Here is an 18,109-nt window from a genome sequence, read left to right as displayed (position 1 = left end):
CGTTGGCCTTGCCCTGACCGAAGACTACGAAGACCTGAAGAAGCACAGCACCCTTGCTGGCGCGGGCGTGCCCACCATCAAGATGATTCCTGACGACATGGAAATCGTCTATGTGCAGACCCCCCGCAAGGCTGGCCCCTTCGGCGCTTCCGGCGTGGGCGAAATGCCCCTTACCGCGCCGCATCCTGCCATCATCAACGCCATCTACAATGCTTGCGGCGCGCGTGTGCGCCACTTGCCCGCCCGCCCCGAAAAGGTGTTGGCGGCCATGCCCAAGTAGCGTAAGATTGCGGTAAACATCTGGAGACACTGGGGAGAATCCTGATTTAAAGGGATTCTCCCCATATCCCAGCCCCATGTTTATTCGTCAGGTTTACCGCGCGCCGGGCCATGAGCGCCGTAACGGTGTGCAATGTTTTTGCATCGGGGCTTTCGGGGGTATCTCTGAACGCCCCGTTTGTATTTTTGGCGGCAATCTGCGCCGCCTGCCCCTTGCCGCAGCGCCTGTCTGCACCAAGCCAGCGAGAACAATCGCCATGATGGATCAACAACGTCTGCACGAAATAGAGTCGCACTGTACACAGGAAAGCCCGCCCCGTTGCAGGGTGGCCTGTCCTTTTGATCTGGATGTGCGCGCCTTCATGGCCCGTATGGCTGAGGGCAAGCAGGGCGAAGCCCGCAAGGTGCTTGAGCGGCACTTGCCCCTGCCCGGCATTATTGCCCGCATTTGCGATCACCCCTGTGAGAACGCCTGTCTGCGGCAGGATCTGGGCGGCAGCCTTGCCATGCATGGGCTTGAACTCTCGTGCATGCTTGCTGTGGGCCCGCAGACCCGTCTGCTGCCTTTGCCGCCCAAAAAATTCCGTATGGCCGTCATGGGCGCCGGGCTTGCCGGGCTTGCGGCAGCCTGGGATCTGTCGCGCAAGGCCTATCCTGTTACAGTTTTTCACTCGGGGACTCCGGGCGAATTTTTGTTGGCGGCGCATCCCGCACTGGCGGCAGATAATGCCACGGATATTGCCAAGGATTTTCTGGTGGAAGACATGGAAGCTCTTGGCCGCCAGAAGGTCAGTTTTACGCAGGCAAATCTTGACGCCGCGCTGCTGGAGAAGCTTGCTGCGGAGTATGACGCCGTGCTGGTGGATGCCGATGCCGTGCAGCAGCTTGCACCCGACCTTGCACCAGATGAAGCGCAGGTGGATGCGGAAACCCTGCTCTGGCGCGACAATATCTGCTGCGCTGGCTGGCGCAGCCGCACCCCCACAGGCCATCTTTTCGCCTCTCCGTCGCGGCAGGCGGGGCAGGGGCGGCACGCGGCTCAGACAATGGAGCGCGTAACCAGCGGTGTTTCCCTCACAGCTGCGCGGGACAAATCCCAGGGGCCGCTGCACACCGATCTGACGGGCATAAGCCCCGTGCCGCGTGTGGAACCAGCCGCGCAGGCTGCTTGCGGCGAGCCGCTCTATTCGGCGGAGGAATCCGCGCGCGAGGCGGAGCGCTGCCTGCAATGCCAGTGCATGATCTGCGTGCGCGAATGCGTGTATTTGCAAAAATACAAGGGCTATCCGCGTCTCTACGCGCGTCAGGTCAATAACAACGCCTCCATCGTCAAGGGCCTGCACACGGCCAATGCCCTCATCAACGGCTGCGCCCTGTGCGGCCAGTGCGAGGAGTTGTGCCCGGAGAATTTTTCCATGGCCGAACTGTGCCTCTCCGCAAGGGAAGACATGGTGGAACGCGGCTTTATGCCGCCCACGGCCCACGAATTTGCGCTTGAAGATATGGAAAGCGCCTCCGGGCCGGAATGCGCCCTTGTGCTGTCGGGTATGCCGCCAGCCGCCGAAGCCCATGGCTCTGGCGCGAGTCAGGGGGCGGGCGAGCAGTGGCTGTTCTTCCCCGGCTGTCAGCTGGCTGCGGCGCGTGTGGAACAAACGGCGGAGCTTTATGATCTGCTGCGCGAAAAACTTGGCAATGGTCTGAAATCCGGCGTGGGGATCATGCTTTCCTGCTGCGGCATCCCGGCGCGCTGGGCCGGAAGAACGGCCCTGTTCAGGGAACATACGGACAAACTGCGCACAGCCTGGGAGGGGCTGGGCAAGCCGCGCATCATGGCGGCCTGCTCTTCCTGCCTTGCGGCCCTGCGGGAGGTTCTGCCGGAAGCGCAGACCGTTTCCGTGTGGGAAGTGCTGGACGGCTTGCCGTTTGAAGCTCCCGCTGCTGGTAATTCCCTGCCCTCGGTTTTTTCCATTCAGGATCCCTGCACCGCCCGGCACGATGCGGCATGGCTTGCCGCTGTGCGCAGTCTGGCTGGCAAATGCGGAGCAAAAATTGAAGAACCGCGCCTTTCGGGCGCGTCCACAGCCTGTTGCGGCTACGGAGGCCTCGTGTGGTGCGCCCAGCCGGAAACCGCCCGCGCCATGAGCGATCACCGTGCCGCCCAGCTTGAACACCCCGGCCTCGCCTCGTGTATCATGTGCCGCGACCGCATGGCGGCCAGCGGCAAGGAGTGCTGGCATCTGCTTGATCTGCTGTTGCCGGCGTCAGGCAATGCGCAGTCCGGCGCGGCTCAAGGCCCCGGTCTTTCGGCCCGCCGCGCCAACAGGGCTGCCTTGCGCCGCAAACTGTTGGAGAAGTACGGCAGCGCCGCCGGGCAGCAGGCCCTGCTTGCAGACACGCCTGAGCAGGCGGGAAAGGGCAGGGTGCTGGTGACGGCGGATGTGCTGGCGCGGCTGGAAGATCGGCATATTCTGCTTTCAGACGTGGAAGGGGCAGTTGTGGGGGCCGAGGCCAGCGGTCACTGGTTTGAAAATCTGGATGACGGGCACCGTCTTGGTTCGTGGCGGCCCAGAAAGGTGACTTTCTGGGTGGAATACGAGGCGCAGGGCGAGGCCTTTGTCCTGCACGATGCGTGGTGTCACCGGATGGTGGTGCCGGGTTCCGGCGGTCAGGAAGCTGCGGATGTCATCAACAGCCACCAGTGCTGCACCGATGGGCAGCGTCCCAACATGTTGGGTGCGCAAAATGGCGGGCAGAGAGGTGAACAGTCATGAGCATGGGGCCAAACTACGGGCCAGACGGCGGTCAGTGGGTGTGCGGGCGTTGCCGCGTTGCCCTTGAGCAGGTGAAGGTTCCGGTTTTTTATCTCAACAGCGCCTTTGACGTGTTTTTGCCGCGCTGCCCCAAGTGCGGGCTGACGCAGGTGCCCAAATCTCTGGCTGAAGGCAAGATGCTTGAGGTGGAAGCACTGCTGGAAGATAAATGAACGCACTGTGGGAAAGGCCGGACTTTCGCCGCGCAGCTGGTGACGCATGGCGTCCCGGCGGTGTGGAGCTGACGCGCCGCGCGCTTGCGTGGTGCGCATCTGGGGGCCTGCTTGCGCCCGGCGGGCTGGTTCTTGACCTTGGCAGCGGGGCAGGGGCGACACTGCGCCTGCTCTCGCAGATGGGCTATCGCGCCGTGGGGCTGGACAAACACGCCGGAGTCGGATTTTCTGCCGATGCCAGCCCCTCAGTCAACGCGCCACATAGTGATGATTGCCGCATTGTGCGGGCCGATCTTGAGCGCCCGCCGCTTGCCGCAGACGTTTGCGACTGTATAGTGTGCGAGTGCGTTCTTTCCTTGTTGCATAATCCCCTTGCGGCCTTGCGCGCCGCCTGCCGCGCCCTGCGCCCCGGCGGGGTGATGGTGCTCAGTGACCTCATGTTGCGGCCAGGCTATGAACCCCCTGTCAGCACTGGCTGCTCTGGTGCAGGCTCTTCTAGCTCTGCTTGTTCCTGTTTCGGTCACGCAAGCGCAGTACAATCGAACTCGTCCCAATCCATCCCGCCGACAACAGCGACGGCTCAGCCACTCCCGGCGGAATACTCCGCGCCAGGGTCATCTTGCCTTGCCGGTGCGCGGCCTGAATCAGCGTGGCGCGGGCTTGTGGAAACGGCGGGCTTGCATCTGCTGCATTTTGAGGACAACAGCCGCGCTCTGGTGGAGCTGGCCGCCCGCATGATCTGGTACGGCGACGACGCAACCCGTCCCACGGCGAATAGCAGCAGCCAGGGCTGCGCATGCGGGGGCGCTGGCCCAGGAAAAGCTTGGCGCGCCTATGGATACGGCCTTTGGATTGCCCGAAAGGAGACGCTATGAATCCCATGATGATGGAATTGTTGCCCCTGGTGCATCAGGGGTATTGTTGCAGCCAGCTCCTGCTCCTGCTTATGTTGCAGGCTCAGGACAGGCAGAATCCCGGCGTGGTGCGCGCCGCGCAGGGGTTGTGCCACGGTATCGGTCAATCGGACGGCCCCTGTGGTCTCTTGACCGGCGGGGCCTGCGCCCTGGCTCTGGTGGCAGGCAAGGGGGCGGAAGATGAAATTCCGCATCCCATGCTCACCCCCCTGCTCAATGACTACGCCACATGGTTTTATGACCGCACGGAAGCTTACGGCGGCCAGCGCTGCGGGCAGATTGCGGCTGGGCTCGGCGCGACTTCCGGCACTGCGGGTGAACAGCCAAATCCTGTGGCCTGCGGCGACTTGCTGGCGGAATGCTGGGGAAAAATCATGGAACTGGTTCAGAGTTACGAGCTGGATCTGACGGAAAAGGCATGACCTTACGCCGTACCCAGAGCCTTTGCCCCGTGTGCTTGCGCCGGGTAGAGGGCACCTATGAACGCTCGGTCAAGGATGCCCTCACTGTCGTGCTGCGCAAAACCTGCCCGGAGCACGGCACGTTCAGCGTCCCCGTATGGCGGGAGGCAAAGCCCGGTGCCGTTGTCACGCCGCCCTTTACAGCATGGTCGCGGCCCAAAAGCCCTTCCTACCCAGCCAATCCGCATACGCCTATCCGCGATGGCTGCCCTTTTGACTGCGGCCTTTGCCCGGCCCATGCCCAGCATACCTGCACAGGCCTGTTTGAGGTCACCATGCGCTGTGATATGGCCTGCCCCGTGTGCTATGCTTCTGCTGGTTCCATATCGAATCAACAGTCCGGAGTGCCGGCAGATGTGCCGTTGAACGTGATTGCGGCGCAGATGGATACGCTCAAGGGCGCGTCCGGCCCCTGCAATGTGCAGATATCCGGCGGAGAGCCGACCATGCGTGATGACCTGCCGCAAATCATCGCTCTGGCGCGGCAACGCGGCTTTGGGCTTGTGCAGATCAATACCAACGGCCTGCGCCTGTCGCGCGAGCAGGGTTATGCCCGTGCGCTGCGCGAGGCCGGGCTTGATTCTGTCTATCTGCAATGGGACGGCGTGCGCGAAAGCAGTTTTGCAAGCCTGCGGGGCAGGGAATGTCTTGATTTCAAGCGCCGTGCCGTGCGCAACTGCGCAGAGGCCGGGCTTGGCGTGGTGCTGGTGGCGACTCTTGTGCGCGGCGTCAATGATGGCGAACTGGGTGATCTGCTGCGCATGGCGCTGGAGCTTGGCCCGGCGGTGCGGGGTCTGCACATGCAGCCAGCCGCCTTTTTTGGGCGCTACCCCTGGCGGCTGGAGGAAGCCCCGCGCCTGACCCTGCCCGAAGTCATGGCCGAGCTTGCCCGGCAGGCACCGGAAATGGTCAGCCCCAGCCACCTGCACCCGCCGGGATGCGAAAACGAGCTGTGTTCGTTCAGCGCAGTGTACCGTCGGGTGCAGAAAGACGGCGCTCCTTCGCTGGAATGGCTGGCCGATGCGGGGCAGTCTTGCTGCTCGCCAGCACCGAAGGCCGCTGGCGCGGAAGTGCCGCCATCAGCGGAGGACGGCGCGCGCAAGGCCAAACAGTTTGTGGCCCTGCACTGGAAGGGGGCCACCGGCGGCGGGGAATCTGCCTGTGCCTGCGGGGGGGCATCTGACTCTGGCAGCGCAGGCGGCAAGACCAGTGCGGACGGCTTCAGCCGATTTCTGGCTCAGGCCGGGGCAGAGCAACGCTTCACGCTTTCGGCCATGGCTTTTCAGGATGCCCTGAGCCTCGACCTTGACCGGGTGCGCGGTTGCTGCATCCATGTGGTTCGGCCTGACGGGCGCATGATTCCGTTCTGCCTGCACAACCTCACTGCCAGCGACGGCACGCGCCTGTATGGTGACGCCTAGTGACAGATGCCGTAATTCATCCTTCCACAACAGGTTTCGGCTCCTGCCCGCTGGATCTCTGGCTGGCACGTCAGTGCGGAGCGTGCAGCGCCGGGGAACTGCCCGTCAAGCTGGCGGATGCCCAGGCGGCGCTGCTGCGCAGTACCTTGCGGCAGGCTCTGCGCGGGGCGTTTTATGCCAGGCATTTGCGGGAGTGCGATCTGGATATAACCAGTGTGGATGATCTGGAGCGTCTGCCCTTCACCACTGCGGAAGACCTGCGCAACTGGGGTGATTTTTTGTGCGTTTCGCAAGGGGATGTGCAGCGCATGGTCACGCTGCACACGTCAGGTACCACGGGGCAACCCAAACGGCTTGCCTTTACTGATGCGGATCTGGCCCGCACGCGCGATTTTTTCGCCGTGGGCATGAGTCAGCTTGTGGGAGCGGGGCAGCGGCTGGCAGTGCTGTTGCCCGGTGCGGAGCGGCCTGACGGCGTGGCCGACCTGCTGCGACAGGCTTTGAGCCCGGCGGGTGTGGATGTGCTGGCCCCACCGCCGGAAGTTCACGCGACCCCAGCGGCAGATACAGGCTCTTGCGCGGAGTCGGGTGGAGAGCATGGCCATGAGCCGGGCAAAGCCCTTGCCCTGTGGCTGGAGCAGACAAAGCCACACTGCCTCGTTGCCGCGCCCGCGCAGCTGGCCCTTTTGCTGAAGCACTTTCCCGACCGGGGGCCGCAGGGGCTCGAGGGTATACTCACCAGCGCCGAGCCGCTGGACGATGCGCTTGGGCAGGCTCTGCGCCGAGCGTGGCAATGCGAGATTCTGGATCACTACGGCCTTACGGAAACCGCCTACGGCTGCGCGGTGGAATGCCCCGCCCATGAGGGCTTTCATGTGCGGGAACTGGACGTTCTGATAGAAATAGTAGATATTTCAGGGAATAAAGTATTGGCCCAAGGCGAAGAGGGCGAGGTTGTCATTACCACGCTCCAGCGGCAGGGTATGCCCTTGGTGCGATATCGAACTGGTGATGTAGCCCGTCTGCTGCCTGCCCCTTGCGCCTGCGGCAGCCCCTTGCGCAGGCTTGGCTCTGTGCGTGGCCGCATTGAACGCATAAGCGGGCAGCCGCCGCGCATCGTGCGCCCGGCCAAGGGACGGGGTGTTTAGCGTCTGATGCCATGCCCCAGCAATGGGCATATTGTATCTGCTCCATACATTGATTGTTTTCAGCGCAATAACGCGAAGAAGAAAGCACATGAAACCAGCCGTTCTGATTCTTGCCGCAGGCATGGCCTCGCGCATGGGCGCAGCCAAAGCCCTGCTTTCCCTGCCATCGCTGCCAGAAGGCGGGCGCTGCTCCGCCCTGAGAGGGCTGGTCAGTCTGTACCGCTCCCTTGGTGTGGAAGATGTGGTGATCGTCAGCGGCTTTCATGCCGAAATTGTGGAAGCCGAGGCACTGGCGCTGGGGCTGACCGCAGTGCGGAATCCCGACCCGCAGCGGGGCATGTTTTCATCAGTGCAGACAGGCGTTGCGGCCCTGCTGGAGGGCGGTTTTGACGGGCAGTTTTTTGTGCAGCCAGTGGATGTGCCGCTGGTGCGGCCCCTGACCATCAGGGCTTTGCTCAATGCCGTCGGGCAGGAAGAGGCCGACCAGGCGGCAGCGCTGGCTGTGAGCGGCAAGGCCGCGCCCCTGCCGGTGCTTGTGCCGATATTTGACGGGCAGGAGGGGCATCCTCCCCTGATTCCCATGGCTTTGGCCCCGCATATTCTGGCGCACCAGGGGCACAACGGGCTGCGTGGAGCGCTGGAAGGCGCGCCCTTGCGGCATGTGCCTGTGGCTGATGCCCTGATTCTGGAAGATATGGACACCCCCGACGACTATGCTCGCCTGCGCGTGCTGGCCCGTGAGCGGCATACCCTGTCGCCTGTGGAGGCCGAATGCCTGCTGCGCACGTGCAATGTGCCGGAAAAAGGCTTGCGTCACGCCCGGGCTGTGGGGGCCGTGGCCTGCTGCCTGGCCGAGGCTCTGGCCCATGCGCGCGAGGCCGCAGGGTATGATGCCGGGGTGGATCCCCGCCTGGCGCTGGCTGGCGGGTTGCTGCACGATATCTGCAAAGGCCAGCCCAGGCACGAGGTGGCGGCAGGGGAATTTTTGCGGCGGCTGGAATTGCCGGAGATGGCACGTCTGGTGCAGGATCACCGCGATCTGTCCTTGCCGGAGGATGAGCCTGTCACAGAGCGCGAGCTGGTCTATCTGGCCGACAAGTATTGCTACGGCGGCAACTTTGTGCCCGTGGAGCGGCGCTTTGGCCTCAAGCTGGAGGCCTACGCGCAGGATGCCCCGGCCTGCGAGGCCATCCGGGGGCGGCTTGGTCGCGTCAAGGCGCTGGAAGAGCGCATTGCCCGGGAGATCGGCAAAGAGCCCGCCCTGGTGGCGGAACGCGCCCTAGTACGTAATTGCAATGCAGCGCGCAGCAATGCCGCCCGGCGTGAGGTCGCATGAGCGGCATCTGGCTGGTGCGGCACGGCATGTTGCCGCCCAATCCTGAGCGGCGCATGGTCGGCGCGAGGGATATTCCTTTAAGTGATGCGGGCAGGGAGCAGATACGTCTTTTGGCGCGGCAGTTCATGCCAGCGGTGCAGGGCGCGCTTGGCGCGGTCATCTGCTCGGATCTTGACCGCTGCCGCGAGACTGCCGCCATCCTGATGGAGGCAGTGCCGCACGGGCGGCCTCCCTTGCATGTGGAGCCCGGTCTGCGCGAGATTGATCTTGGCCTCTGGCAGGGAATGACCAAGGCGGAAATTGAGCTCGCATGGCCCGGAGCGCATGCAGCGCGTGGGCAGGATATGGCGCATTTTTGTCCCCCGCATGGCGAAAGCTTCATGCAGGCCCAGCGCCGCGCTCTGGCGGCTGTGGCGCGCTGGAGGAGGTTTTACCCCGGTGCAACCCTGCTCATGGTTTCGCATGCGGGTATTCTGGGCAGCCTGCTGGCCCACTACCTTGCCCTGCCGCTCAGGGATGTGCTGCGCATTCCCCAATACTACGGGTGCCGCGCCTTTGTGCCGGAATGGTAGCATGCCGCCAGCCGCAAGCCGTACTATTCGGCAGCTCGCCCCTTGCTTCAGATCCAGGCCGTGGGATTGTACACGCGGATATGCAGATTGATGTAGCGGTCTGTGAGCACATCAGCGGGCAGATTCAGGGCGATATGCTCCTGCTGGTGCTGGCTGAATTTTGCCAGCCAGTCCGCCGCTTCGCGTCCCAGTTCCGCCATGCGGGCCAGCGGCGTAAAGAGCGACGCCGGGCAAATCTGATAAAGATACATCTCGCCCGCGTTCAGCACAAAAGGGAAAAGCCCGCAGGCCACAGGCCGTTCTGGCCGGGGCAGACGGCAGCCCTGATTGGTGCACGAGCGGCAACCCCGGCCGTCCATAAAGGCCGTATCCTTGTTGAGCAGATAAAAGTCGTTGGCAAGGCCGGGGCGCAACTGCTCGGGCAGCAGGCCCATGGGAAAAAGCTCGTTGGAATCCTGCGGCCCGCAGCAATAGCGGCAATCGCGGCAATAGCCGTTTTGCAGCCAGCCTTCGCGCCAGCTGACGGCGCGGCGGCGGGGAAAGACCTTCTGCCAGTGCGACAGGTAGTCCCAAAAACCTTTGTTCATACGTTCTCCTGAAAGCAGCTATCCGGCCCTGCATCAGCTTGTGTGCAGCAACACCATGCCGCACACGAGCAGGGCAATGCCTGCAAATGCGCTGGGGTTGAGCTTTTGGCGCAGCAACAGCCATCCGCCCACGGATGTGCCAAGCACGCCAAAACCGCCCCACATGGCGTAAGCCACGGCCAAATCCATATGATGAACTGCCAGTGAAAGGCAATAGAAAGCCAGTCCCACCAGCGCAAGGGCCAGCAGACCCACAGCGCGGCGGCGGAAGCTGTCGGAGCGCACAAGCAACATATTGGCGGTCACGTCCAGCGCGGCGGCCAGTAAAACCAGCGGCAGGGCGGCGTTCTGGAACATGCTTGAAATATCCATCATCTGTTCCCTCCCGCGGCAAGGCCGTTATTCAAGGCAGGCGCTTCTGCGCGTTGCTTGCTGGTTTCAGCCTTATTGTTGTCCGTGGGGGCGTCCTCGCGGCTGGGCTTGGGGGTTCCGTGCCCGGTTCCGTAATTGACCAGCAAAGCGCCAGACAGCACGCAGGCCAGACCAAGCGCGCGGCGCAAGGTCAGGGCTTCGTTCAGAAAAAGCACGCTGCCCAAAGTGATGCAGGTCAGGCCCAACCCTTCCCAAAAGGCAAAGGTCACGCCGACAGGGATGCCCGTAACGGCCTTGGACAAAAAATAGTAGGACATGGCGATGGCCAGCCACATGACAACCAGCCCCAAAACCTGTGCGTGTGGAAAGGCCCAGCCCTGCGCCAGCTTCATGACAAGTGTTCCGCCTACCTCCAGAAATACGGAGGCAAGGAGGCAGCACCAATGGTACGGTTTTGATCTAAGCATAAAAATCTCTCGCGGAAAATAAAAAGGCAATCCTTCAGCAATGAAGGACAACAATGGTTATGACCAGAGGAAGTAGCGAGAGATGCTAGAGCAGGGAACGCCAGTAACGTTCTTCAGGAAAGCCCGAAACGCATGGGCGCAAAAGAGGCATAAAAGCAAAGTTGAAGCGTAACATGGCTAGAGCATAAGGCCGCGAGAGGGGGGAGTCAAGGTTGCAGTATGCGCTGACTATTTCTGCCGCTGATGAATGCAGCCTTGTTTCGGCAGGCTCATGAAAAAGGCGGGCCGCATGGCCCGCCTTGCATCTGTAGTTATATGCCGCTTATTGGGCGGCGATCCAGGCGTTGGCTTCCTCAAGGTTGAGGGTGCCCTCATACAGCGCTCTGCCGCTCACAGCGCCCACAAGGCTTGTGCTGCGGGTGAGGGGGTAGAGCTTCTGCACATCCGCCAGCGTTGCCACACCGCCCGCAGCGATGACAGGCACCGTGGAAAGGCGCGAAAGATGCTCCAGCGCGGGCACGTTGACGCCGCACTGCATGCCGTCGCGTTCGATATCTGTATAAATGATGAAAGCAGCGCCATCGGCCAGCAGGCGGGGCAGAACTCCGTCAACGGTCAGGCCCGTGTCGGCAACCCATCCACGTGTCTTGAGTTTGCCGCCTTCCGCATCCAGCGATACGCCAATGCGGCCAGGAAAGGCGCGGCACATTTCGGCAAAAAGCTCGGGCTGTTCCAGAGCCAGGGTGCCGATAATAAGGCGTGAAACGCCTGCATCAAAATAAGCCTGGGCTGTTGCCATGTCGCGGATACCGCCGCCAAGCTGTACGGGAATGGACAGCTCGGTGCAGATGCGGCGCACGATCTCGCGGCTTTTGGCCGCGCCGTCAAAGGCTCCGTCCAGATCAACCACGTGCAGCCATTGAGCGCCTCGCGCTTCCCAGGCTTTTGCGGCGTCTGTGGGGTCTTCGGCAAAGACGGTGCTTTCATGGGCGCGGCCCTGCTTGAGGCGCACGGCCTTGCCGTCCTGAATGTCCACGGCGGGAAACAGAATCATAAACCCATATCCTTTACTGCTTTGCGCATGCCGTCTTCGGTCAGTTCTTCAGCTGTGACCCACTGGCCGCGCCGCTTGAAGAACGCGCCGACGTTCATCAGATTGTCCACAAGGCCTTCCTGCCTTTCTTCGAAGACGGAGCGAGACATGATGGAGCCGTTGGCAATGTTGATGAGGAAAAACTCCACGCGCACATGGGCTGGCTCGGTAACACCGGCAGTGGAACCCTGGCGCTCGTGCCAGTCAAGAATCTGCGGCACCAGCAGCAATTGCGCGCCCTGCTTCTTGCCATAGGCAATCCAGAGCGGCAGCGCCTGCGGCTGTTCGGAACTGTGGAAGCGCGTAAGATCCTTGGACAGATCAATGGCGTCAATATACTTGAACTGACGTTTGGAATCGGTGGTGAGCACATTGCGGAGCCGACGGTCAAGCGAGGGCAGCTGCTCATCGGCAATGCGGCCCTGATCTTCAGGGATACGCCCGGTAATAAGCTGGCTTGCGTTGATCGGCTGGGTAAAGGGCGCAACCGATATGACGTATGAAGGCGAAATAACGCGGGGAACGTCCGCCGTGCTTGTGGGACGGCGGCTGCAGGCGCAGGCGATCAGCATGAGGCAGAGCGCGGGCAGCAACAGCATACGAAGTCGGGATTGCATCAATCAAGACCTCCCTTTGTGCTTCTGATGGTTGTGCCGTTTCGGCGCACTGCCTGGGCCAGGGCAAGCCCCAGCCCCTTGGCCGCCGATTCCAGCAGATGATGGCCGTTCTGGCCATAGCGGAACTCCACATGCAGATTGCAGCGCGCACTGCTTGCAAATGCCTTGTAAAATTCCCGCCAGAGGTCTTTTTCTTCCCCGGCCAGAACCGGGGGCAGCAATTCGCCGCCACGCCACTCGAGCCAGGGGCGGCCTGAGAGATCAACAGTGGCTTCCGCCAGGGCTTCGTCCATGGGAACACGCCCATAGCCCACGCGGGCAATGCCCGCCCTGTCGCCAAGGGCTTCAAGCAGCGCCTTGCCGAGCAACAGCCCCACGTCTTCTGTGGTGTGGTGGGCGTCCACTTCCATGTCGCCTTCGCACACCAGACGCAGATCCATACCAGCCCAAAAAGCTGTCAGCGTCAACATATGGTCGAGCAGGCCAAAACCTGTTTTCACGTCCGTAATGCCCTGACCGTCAATGTTCAGTTCAAGCCGGATGTCGGTTTCAGCGCTTTTTCGTTCTTGTGCGGAGGTTCTGGGGGCGGTGTCGCTCATGGCTTCTCCGAGGTGTTTTCATCCTTGCCCGGTTTTGCCTCGGCATCGGCGGTTTCACCGTCTTCGCCTTCGGGCTTTTCTTCGGACTCGTCTTCTTTTGCAGTTTTTTTGCCAAAGCCAGCCGCCACAAAGATGCTCACTTCATAAAGAACAAGCATGGGCGCGGCCATGAGCAGCTGCGAAACCACATCGGGCGGCGAAAGAATGGCCGCCACAATAAAGATGCCCAAGATGGCGTAGCGCCGCACGCGGCGCATGAGTTCTGCCGTGATAATGCCCATGCGCGCCAGAAAGAAGGCAAACAGCGGCATTTCAAACACCAGGCCAAAGGCGAGAATGAGCTTGAGCACAAAGCTCAGATAATCGCTGATTTTGGGCATGGCCACAATGGAGTCTGTGGCGTAGCTCATAAAGAAGGCAAAGGCGTTGGGAAAGACCACAAAATAGCAGAAGGCCCCGCCGCTGATAAAGAAAAAGGCCGACATCACGGCAACGGGTATGATGCTCCGTTTTTCTTCTTCATACAGGCCGGGGGCGATGAAGGCCCATACCTGATAAAAAATTGCAGGGCTGCTCACAAACACGCCAGCCACAAAGGCAATATGCATGCGGGTGAAGAAACCTTCGGGCAGGGTGGTGTAGATGGCGTGCGAGCCGTCAGGCAGGACGCTCAGCAGGGGAGCCACAAGGGCGTCAAAAATGGGATCAACCACGGCCCAACAGGCTATAAAGCCCACCATGACGGCGAGGCAGCAGCGCACAAGGCGGCCACGCAGCTCCGAGAGGTGATCCATGAGGCCCATGGGCCTGTCGTCGGCTTCTTCTTCCTCCGCATCGTCTTTCGGCGTGGCAGGAGGCGTGCTTTCGCTCTGGATGGGCAGGTTTTCAGGCTCTGCCGCAGGGCTTTGCACCGCTCCAACCGGAGGAACCGGGGGCAGAGGAGGCTGTCCGTCAGACTGTGTTTCCGGCGTTGCTTCCGGTGTCGTTTCGGGCGCAGGGGCTGCGGCGGGTTCTCCCGAAGGTTCTGCCACCTGTTCGAGCGCAGTTTCTACGCCCGCTGCGGCGGGAGCTTCGGGTGTAGACGCGGCAGACGCTTCTGCCGCTTCTACAGGCGTATCTGCAGGGGCCGCCCCTTGGGGGGACGGCTCCGCTGCGGTTTCATTTGTCTTGTTGAGGTCGGAATGTTCCCCTGCGGTCTCAGGGGCAGACGGGGACGCGGCCACCTCGGGGCTCAAGGGTTTATCCGCACTCATGCCTTGCCGCCATTGTCAGGGGTAGCGGCGGCCTGGGATGCGCCTGCGGGTGCAGCGGCCAGCTTGGCTTCTGCGGCTTCTGCCTCGGCCTTTGTTTTGGCAAGGGCTTCAGCCAAAGGGCTGCCAGCAGGCGGTGCAACCGGAGCTGCCCCTTCTGCGGTTGCTGCCGTGCCCGCAACAGGCTGGGCAACAGGCTGGGCCTCTGCGGTCTTGGCCTCTGCGGTGTGGGCCGCTTCGACAACCGAAGTATCGGCAATCGGAGCGTCAACAACAGGAGCGTCAGCGACCGTGGGCTTTGTGGCCTCGGGCTGCGCCGCTTCGGCCGTTGCCGTGGCTGTGTTCTGCCCCGCATGGGCGGCAGGCCGGGTCGCCGTGGCGTCAATAACCGCCTCCGAGGCAGGAATATTGTCTGCCTGTGCTGTTGCCGTTGCGGCAGGCTGGGCCTCGGTTGCCGCTGCTGCGGCCATTTCGGCGGCGTGGGCTTCCTTGGCGGCGGCAGCAGCTTCTTTCGCCGCTCTGGCGGCTTCCTGCTTGCGCTTGCGTTGTTCCTCTTCCTCGGCCTCAGCATTCAGCGTGCGCTGAAAGTCTGTGGAAACGCGGCGGAACTCGCCCATGGCCTTGCCCAGCGTGCGCGACACGTTGGCAAGGCTTTTGGGGCCAAGTACGATGAGGGCCACCACAAGGATGACCAGAAGTTCAGTGCTTCCTATCCCGAACATGCTGCCCCCTTATTCCCACTCAATTGTGCTCGGCGGCTTGGAAGAAACGTCATACACCACGCGGTTGACGCCCTTGACCTCGTTGATGATGCGGCTCGACATGCGCTCGATCAGTTCCGCAGGCAGGCGCGCCCAGTCAGCGGTCATGGCGTCCACGCTGTCAACCACGCGCAGGGCGATAACATGCTCGTAGGTGCGGCCATCGCCCATGACGCCAACGGTCTTGAGCGGCAGCAGCACGGCAAAGCCCTGCCACACCTTGCGGTACCAGCCGGATTCGCGCAGTTCCTGCTGCACGATCCTGTCGGCCAGGCGCAAAATCTGGAGGCGCTCTTCGGTGATTTCGCCGAGCACGCGGATGGCGAGGCCGGGGCCGGGGAAGGGATGCCGCCACACGATGGAGTCGGGCATGCCAAGCTCTGCGGCAACCTTGCGCACTTCGTCCTTGAAGAGTTCGCGCAGGGGCTCGATGAGTTTGAGCTTCATGGTATCGGGCAGGCCACCCACGTTGTGGTGGCTCTTGATGACGGCGCTGGGGCCCTTGTGCGAGATGGACTCGATAACGTCAGGGTACAGGGTACCCTGCGCCAGAAAGTCCACCCGGGGCAGCTTTTTGGATTCTTCGTCGAAAATTTCAATGAAGGTGTGGCCGATGATCTTGCGCTTCTTTTCGGGATCATCCACGCCCGCAAGCTTGGAAAGAAAACGTTCCTGCGCCTGAACGAAGTCGAGGTTGAGGTCAAAGTGTTCGCGCAGATAGCTGACCACTTCATCACCTTCGCCAAGGCGCAGCAGGCCGTTATCCACAAAGATGCAGTGCAGGCGCTTGCCGATGGCCTTGTTGAGCAGCACGGCCACCACGGTGGAGTCGATGCCGCCGGAAAGGGCGCAGACCACATGGCGATCGCCCACCTGTTCGGCCATTTCGGCAACCACGCGCTCCACAAATGAAGACATGGTCCAGTCGGGCTTGATGCCAGCAACCTTGAACAGGAAGTTGCGCAGCATGCGCTCGCCGTCCACGCTGTGGTGCACTTCGGGGTGGAACTGCACGGCGTAGATTTTGCGGGCTTCGTCAGCCATGGCGGCCACATCCAGGGTAGGCGTGCGGCCCGTCACGGTAAAGCCTGGCGGCGGCGCAAGCACCTTGTCGCCGTGGCTCATCCACACGCGACTGGTGGATTCAATGCCTTCCCACAGGGCGCAGGGCGCGGTGAGGGTAAGGTCGGAGGGGCCGTATTCGCGCGTGAGCGACTGGGCAAGCTGGCCGCCAAGATTCTGGGCCAGCAGCTGCATGCCGTAGCATATGCCGAGCACCGGCACGCCAAGCTCAAGAAAACCGGGGTCAAGAACCGGAGCATCGGCTTCGCCCACGCTGGCCGGGCCACCGGAAAGGATGACGGCGGAAGGCTTCATTGCCGCCACCTGGGCAGCGGTGGTGATGCAGGAATGTATTTCGGAGTAAACCCCGGCTTCGCGCACGCGGCGCGCGATGAGCTGGGTAACCTGTGAGCCGTAGTCAATAATTATGACTTTGCTGGGCATATGTGTCCTCGCCTGGTGCTGGCCGTGGCCTGTTGCTGTGCGCCGCTACTGCGCGCCCGGTTGATCTTGCTCCTGATCGTTCGCCTGATCTTTTTCTGATCTTTTGCCCGATGGTCGTGATGCCGGGGCCTGTGGGCTATCTACGGCTTTGGGAGCCGCTGCTCTTTCCGCTTGTGTTGCCGCGGGATTTTTGTTCTCCGCCAAACAAGACGCGCCTGCTTTTTCGGCTAGTGCTTTAGCGGCACGTTGCCGGAAAAGCAGGCGAAATCTCATGCCGCCGGAGGGCAAAAGACCGCTGGCAGCGGTATTGCCTAGTTCTCGATGCGGTAGTTCGGCGCTTCCTTCGTGATAACAACATCGTGGACATGGCTTTCGCGCAGGCCCGCAGGTGAAATTTCACAGAAGGTGGTGTTTTCAAAAAGGTCGTTCAGGTTGTGCGCGCCCACATAGCCCATGCCGGAGCGCAGGCCGCCCATGAGCTGGTACACGGCTTCCATGACCGGGCCGCGATAAGGCACGCGGCCAACAATGCCTTCAGGCACGAGCTTCTTGCTCTTTTCCTGGAAGTAGCGGTCAGAGCTGCCATCCTTCATGGCGTCAATGGAACCCATGCCGCGATAAATTTTGTAGGTACGGCCCTGATACAGAATGGTTTCGCCGGGGCTTTCCTCGGTGCCGGCAAAGAGGGAGCCGATCATCACCGAGTGCGCGCCAACCACAAGGGCCTTGACGATATCGCCGGAGAACTTGATGCCGCCGTCGGCAATGCAGCAGCGGTCCATCTCGCGCGCGGCGCGGCTGCCGTCCATAATGGCGGTAACCTGCGGCACGCCCACGCCAGCCACAATGCGGGTGGTGCAGATGGAGCCGGGTCCGATGCCGATTTTGACGGAATCAGCGCCTGCTTCAAGAATTGCCTTGGCGCCTTCGTAAGTGGCAACGTTGCCTGCCACGAGCTGGCAGTTGGGGAACGCGCCCTTGACCATGCGGATGGCGTTGAGCACGTTGACCGAATGCCCGTGGGCAGAATCGAGCACCAGCACGTCCGCGCCAGCCTCGATCAACTGCTCGGAACGTGATTCGCAGTCGCGCCCGATGCCGATGGCGGCACCCACGCGCAAGCGCCCGTTGGAGTCTTTGCAGGCGTTGGGGTACTTCTGGACTTTGTCGATGTCCTTCATGGTGATGAGGCCACGCAAGAGGCCTTCCTCATCTACCACCAGGAGCTTTTCGATGCGGTGTTCGTGCAGGTGACGCTTGGATTCTTCAAGCGAGGTGCCCATGGGCACCGTCACGAGGTTGGTGCTGGTCATCACTTCAGAAACGCGCACTGCCGCGCCGTCCTGCACAAAGCGCACGTCGCGGTTGGTAAGAATGCCTACCAGGCGGCCATCCTCAACCACGGGCAAGCCCGACACGCGGAAGTCGGACATGAGGTCCAGGGCTTCCTGCACGGTGTTGTTGGGCGAAATGGTCACAGGATCAAGGATCATGCCGCTTTCGCTCTTCTTGACCTTTTCCACCTCAAGACGCTGCCGCGCAACAGGCATGTTCTTATGGATGATGCCGATGCCGCCCATGCGGGCCATGGAAATGGCCATAGCCGCTTCAGTCACGGTGTCCATGGCGGCGGAGAGCAGGGGGATGCGCAGGGGAATTTCGGGGGTGAGCCAGGTGGAGATGTCAACGGCGTCGGGGGTGATGTCCGAAAAGCCGGGGACTAGCAAAATGTCGTCGAAGGTC

At 62.0% G+C, this 18,109-nt stretch carries 18 protein-coding genes and 1 pseudogene; 9 read left to right on the top strand and 10 right to left on the bottom strand.

The annotated features are described in order from the left end of the window. The 9 genes and pseudogenes from VEZ52_RS10390 to VEZ52_RS10350 form a co-directional block, all read left to right on the top strand. Positions 1–280, top strand: a pseudogene (locus VEZ52_RS10390) (aldehyde oxidoreductase); the annotation flags it as partial. 256 nt (positions 281–536) lie between these two features. Further along, the gene (locus tag VEZ52_RS10385; protein ID WP_324836743.1) at positions 537–3,050 is read left to right on the top strand and encodes a pyridine nucleotide-disulfide oxidoreductase/dicluster-binding protein; all 2,514 of its coding nucleotides are present in this window, start codon (positions 537–539) and stop codon (positions 3,048–3,050) included. Further along, positions 3,047–3,262, top strand: coding sequence for a DVU_1557 family redox protein (locus VEZ52_RS10380; RefSeq protein WP_192113326.1), 216 nt, complete (start codon positions 3,047–3,049; stop codon positions 3,260–3,262). The genes VEZ52_RS10385 and VEZ52_RS10380 overlap by 4 nt, the downstream gene beginning before the upstream one ends. Next, positions 3,259–4,137, top strand: a complete 879-nt coding sequence (trsM, locus tag VEZ52_RS10375; protein ID WP_324836742.1) for a DVU_1556 family methyltransferase — start codon at positions 3,259–3,261, stop codon at positions 4,135–4,137. Before VEZ52_RS10380 ends, trsM begins: the two co-directional genes overlap by 4 nt. Beyond that, the gene (locus tag VEZ52_RS10370) at positions 4,134–4,598 is read left to right on the top strand and encodes a DVU_1555 family C-GCAxxG-C-C protein (protein WP_324836741.1); all 465 of its coding nucleotides are present in this window, start codon (positions 4,134–4,136) and stop codon (positions 4,596–4,598) included. Before trsM ends, VEZ52_RS10370 begins: the two co-directional genes overlap by 4 nt. Further along, positions 4,595–6,058, top strand: coding sequence for a radical SAM (seleno)protein TrsS (gene trsS / locus VEZ52_RS10365; RefSeq protein WP_324836740.1), 1,464 nt, complete (start codon positions 4,595–4,597; stop codon positions 6,056–6,058). Before VEZ52_RS10370 ends, trsS begins: the two co-directional genes overlap by 4 nt. Then, a complete protein-coding gene (locus VEZ52_RS10360; protein ID WP_324836739.1) occupies positions 6,058–7,206 on the top strand; it encodes a DVU_1553 family AMP-dependent CoA ligase in 1,149 nt (382 codons plus the stop codon). Before trsS ends, VEZ52_RS10360 begins: the two co-directional genes overlap by 1 nt. A gap of 88 nt (positions 7,207–7,294) precedes the next feature. Beyond that, positions 7,295–8,542, top strand: coding sequence for a DVU_1551 family NTP transferase (locus VEZ52_RS10355; RefSeq protein WP_324836738.1), 1,248 nt, complete (start codon positions 7,295–7,297; stop codon positions 8,540–8,542). Further along, entirely contained in the window at positions 8,539–9,114 is a 576-nt protein-coding gene (locus VEZ52_RS10350; protein WP_324836737.1) for a histidine phosphatase family protein, read from the top strand. The genes VEZ52_RS10355 and VEZ52_RS10350 overlap by 4 nt, the downstream gene beginning before the upstream one ends. A gap of 47 nt (positions 9,115–9,161) precedes the next feature. On the opposite strand, the gene VEZ52_RS10345 is transcribed toward VEZ52_RS10350, so the two are convergent. The 10 genes from VEZ52_RS10345 to guaB all read right to left on the bottom strand — a co-directional run. Further along, positions 9,162–9,701 (bottom strand): hypothetical protein, encoded by a 540-nt coding sequence (locus VEZ52_RS10345; protein ID WP_324836736.1) that lies wholly within the window; start codon positions 9,699–9,701, stop codon positions 9,162–9,164. Positions 9,702–9,734: 33 nt separating this feature from the next. Beyond that, positions 9,735–10,073 (bottom strand): SMR family transporter, encoded by a 339-nt coding sequence (locus tag VEZ52_RS10340; RefSeq protein ID WP_324836744.1) that lies wholly within the window; start codon positions 10,071–10,073, stop codon positions 9,735–9,737. Continuing rightward, positions 10,073–10,540, bottom strand: coding sequence for a multidrug efflux SMR transporter (locus VEZ52_RS10335; protein WP_324836735.1), 468 nt, complete (start codon positions 10,538–10,540; stop codon positions 10,073–10,075). The genes VEZ52_RS10340 and VEZ52_RS10335 overlap by 1 nt, the downstream gene beginning before the upstream one ends. A gap of 322 nt (positions 10,541–10,862) precedes the next feature. Continuing rightward, a complete protein-coding gene (gene hisA, locus VEZ52_RS10330; RefSeq protein ID WP_324836734.1) occupies positions 10,863–11,594 on the bottom strand; it encodes a 1-(5-phosphoribosyl)-5-[(5-phosphoribosylamino)methylideneamino]imidazole-4-carboxamide isomerase in 732 nt (243 codons plus the stop codon). Then, on the bottom strand, positions 11,591–12,250 hold the full coding sequence (locus tag VEZ52_RS10325) for a hypothetical protein (protein WP_324836733.1): 660 nt from the start codon (positions 12,248–12,250) through the stop codon (positions 11,591–11,593). The genes hisA and VEZ52_RS10325 overlap by 4 nt, the downstream gene beginning before the upstream one ends. Further along, complete coding sequence (locus VEZ52_RS10320) at positions 12,250–12,849, bottom strand: imidazoleglycerol-phosphate dehydratase (protein WP_324836732.1); 600 nt, start codon at positions 12,847–12,849, stop codon at positions 12,250–12,252. Before VEZ52_RS10320 ends, VEZ52_RS10325 begins: the two co-directional genes overlap by 1 nt. Continuing rightward, on the bottom strand, positions 12,846–13,652 hold the full coding sequence (gene tatC, locus VEZ52_RS14645) for a twin-arginine translocase subunit TatC (protein ID WP_414649513.1): 807 nt from the start codon (positions 13,650–13,652) through the stop codon (positions 12,846–12,848). The genes VEZ52_RS10320 and tatC overlap by 4 nt, the downstream gene beginning before the upstream one ends. Positions 13,653–14,098: 446 nt before the next feature. Next, the gene (tatB, locus tag VEZ52_RS10310) at positions 14,099–14,821 is read right to left on the bottom strand and encodes a Sec-independent protein translocase protein TatB (RefSeq protein WP_324836730.1); all 723 of its coding nucleotides are present in this window, start codon (positions 14,819–14,821) and stop codon (positions 14,099–14,101) included. Positions 14,822–14,830: 9 nt separating this feature from the next. Next, the gene (gene guaA / locus VEZ52_RS10305) at positions 14,831–16,366 is read right to left on the bottom strand and encodes a glutamine-hydrolyzing GMP synthase (RefSeq protein ID WP_324836729.1); all 1,536 of its coding nucleotides are present in this window, start codon (positions 16,364–16,366) and stop codon (positions 14,831–14,833) included. Positions 16,367–16,677: 311 nt separating this feature from the next. Next, the coding region (gene guaB / locus VEZ52_RS10300; protein WP_324836728.1) for an IMP dehydrogenase at positions 16,678–18,109 on the bottom strand (1,432 nt) is incomplete at its 5' end.

The sequence above is a fragment of the Desulfovibrio sp. genome, assembly GCF_035644575.1.
Lineage (GTDB): Bacteria > Desulfobacterota > Desulfovibrionia > Desulfovibrionales > Desulfovibrionaceae > Desulfovibrio.
This window is presented reverse-complemented; position numbering and strand designations above follow the sequence as displayed.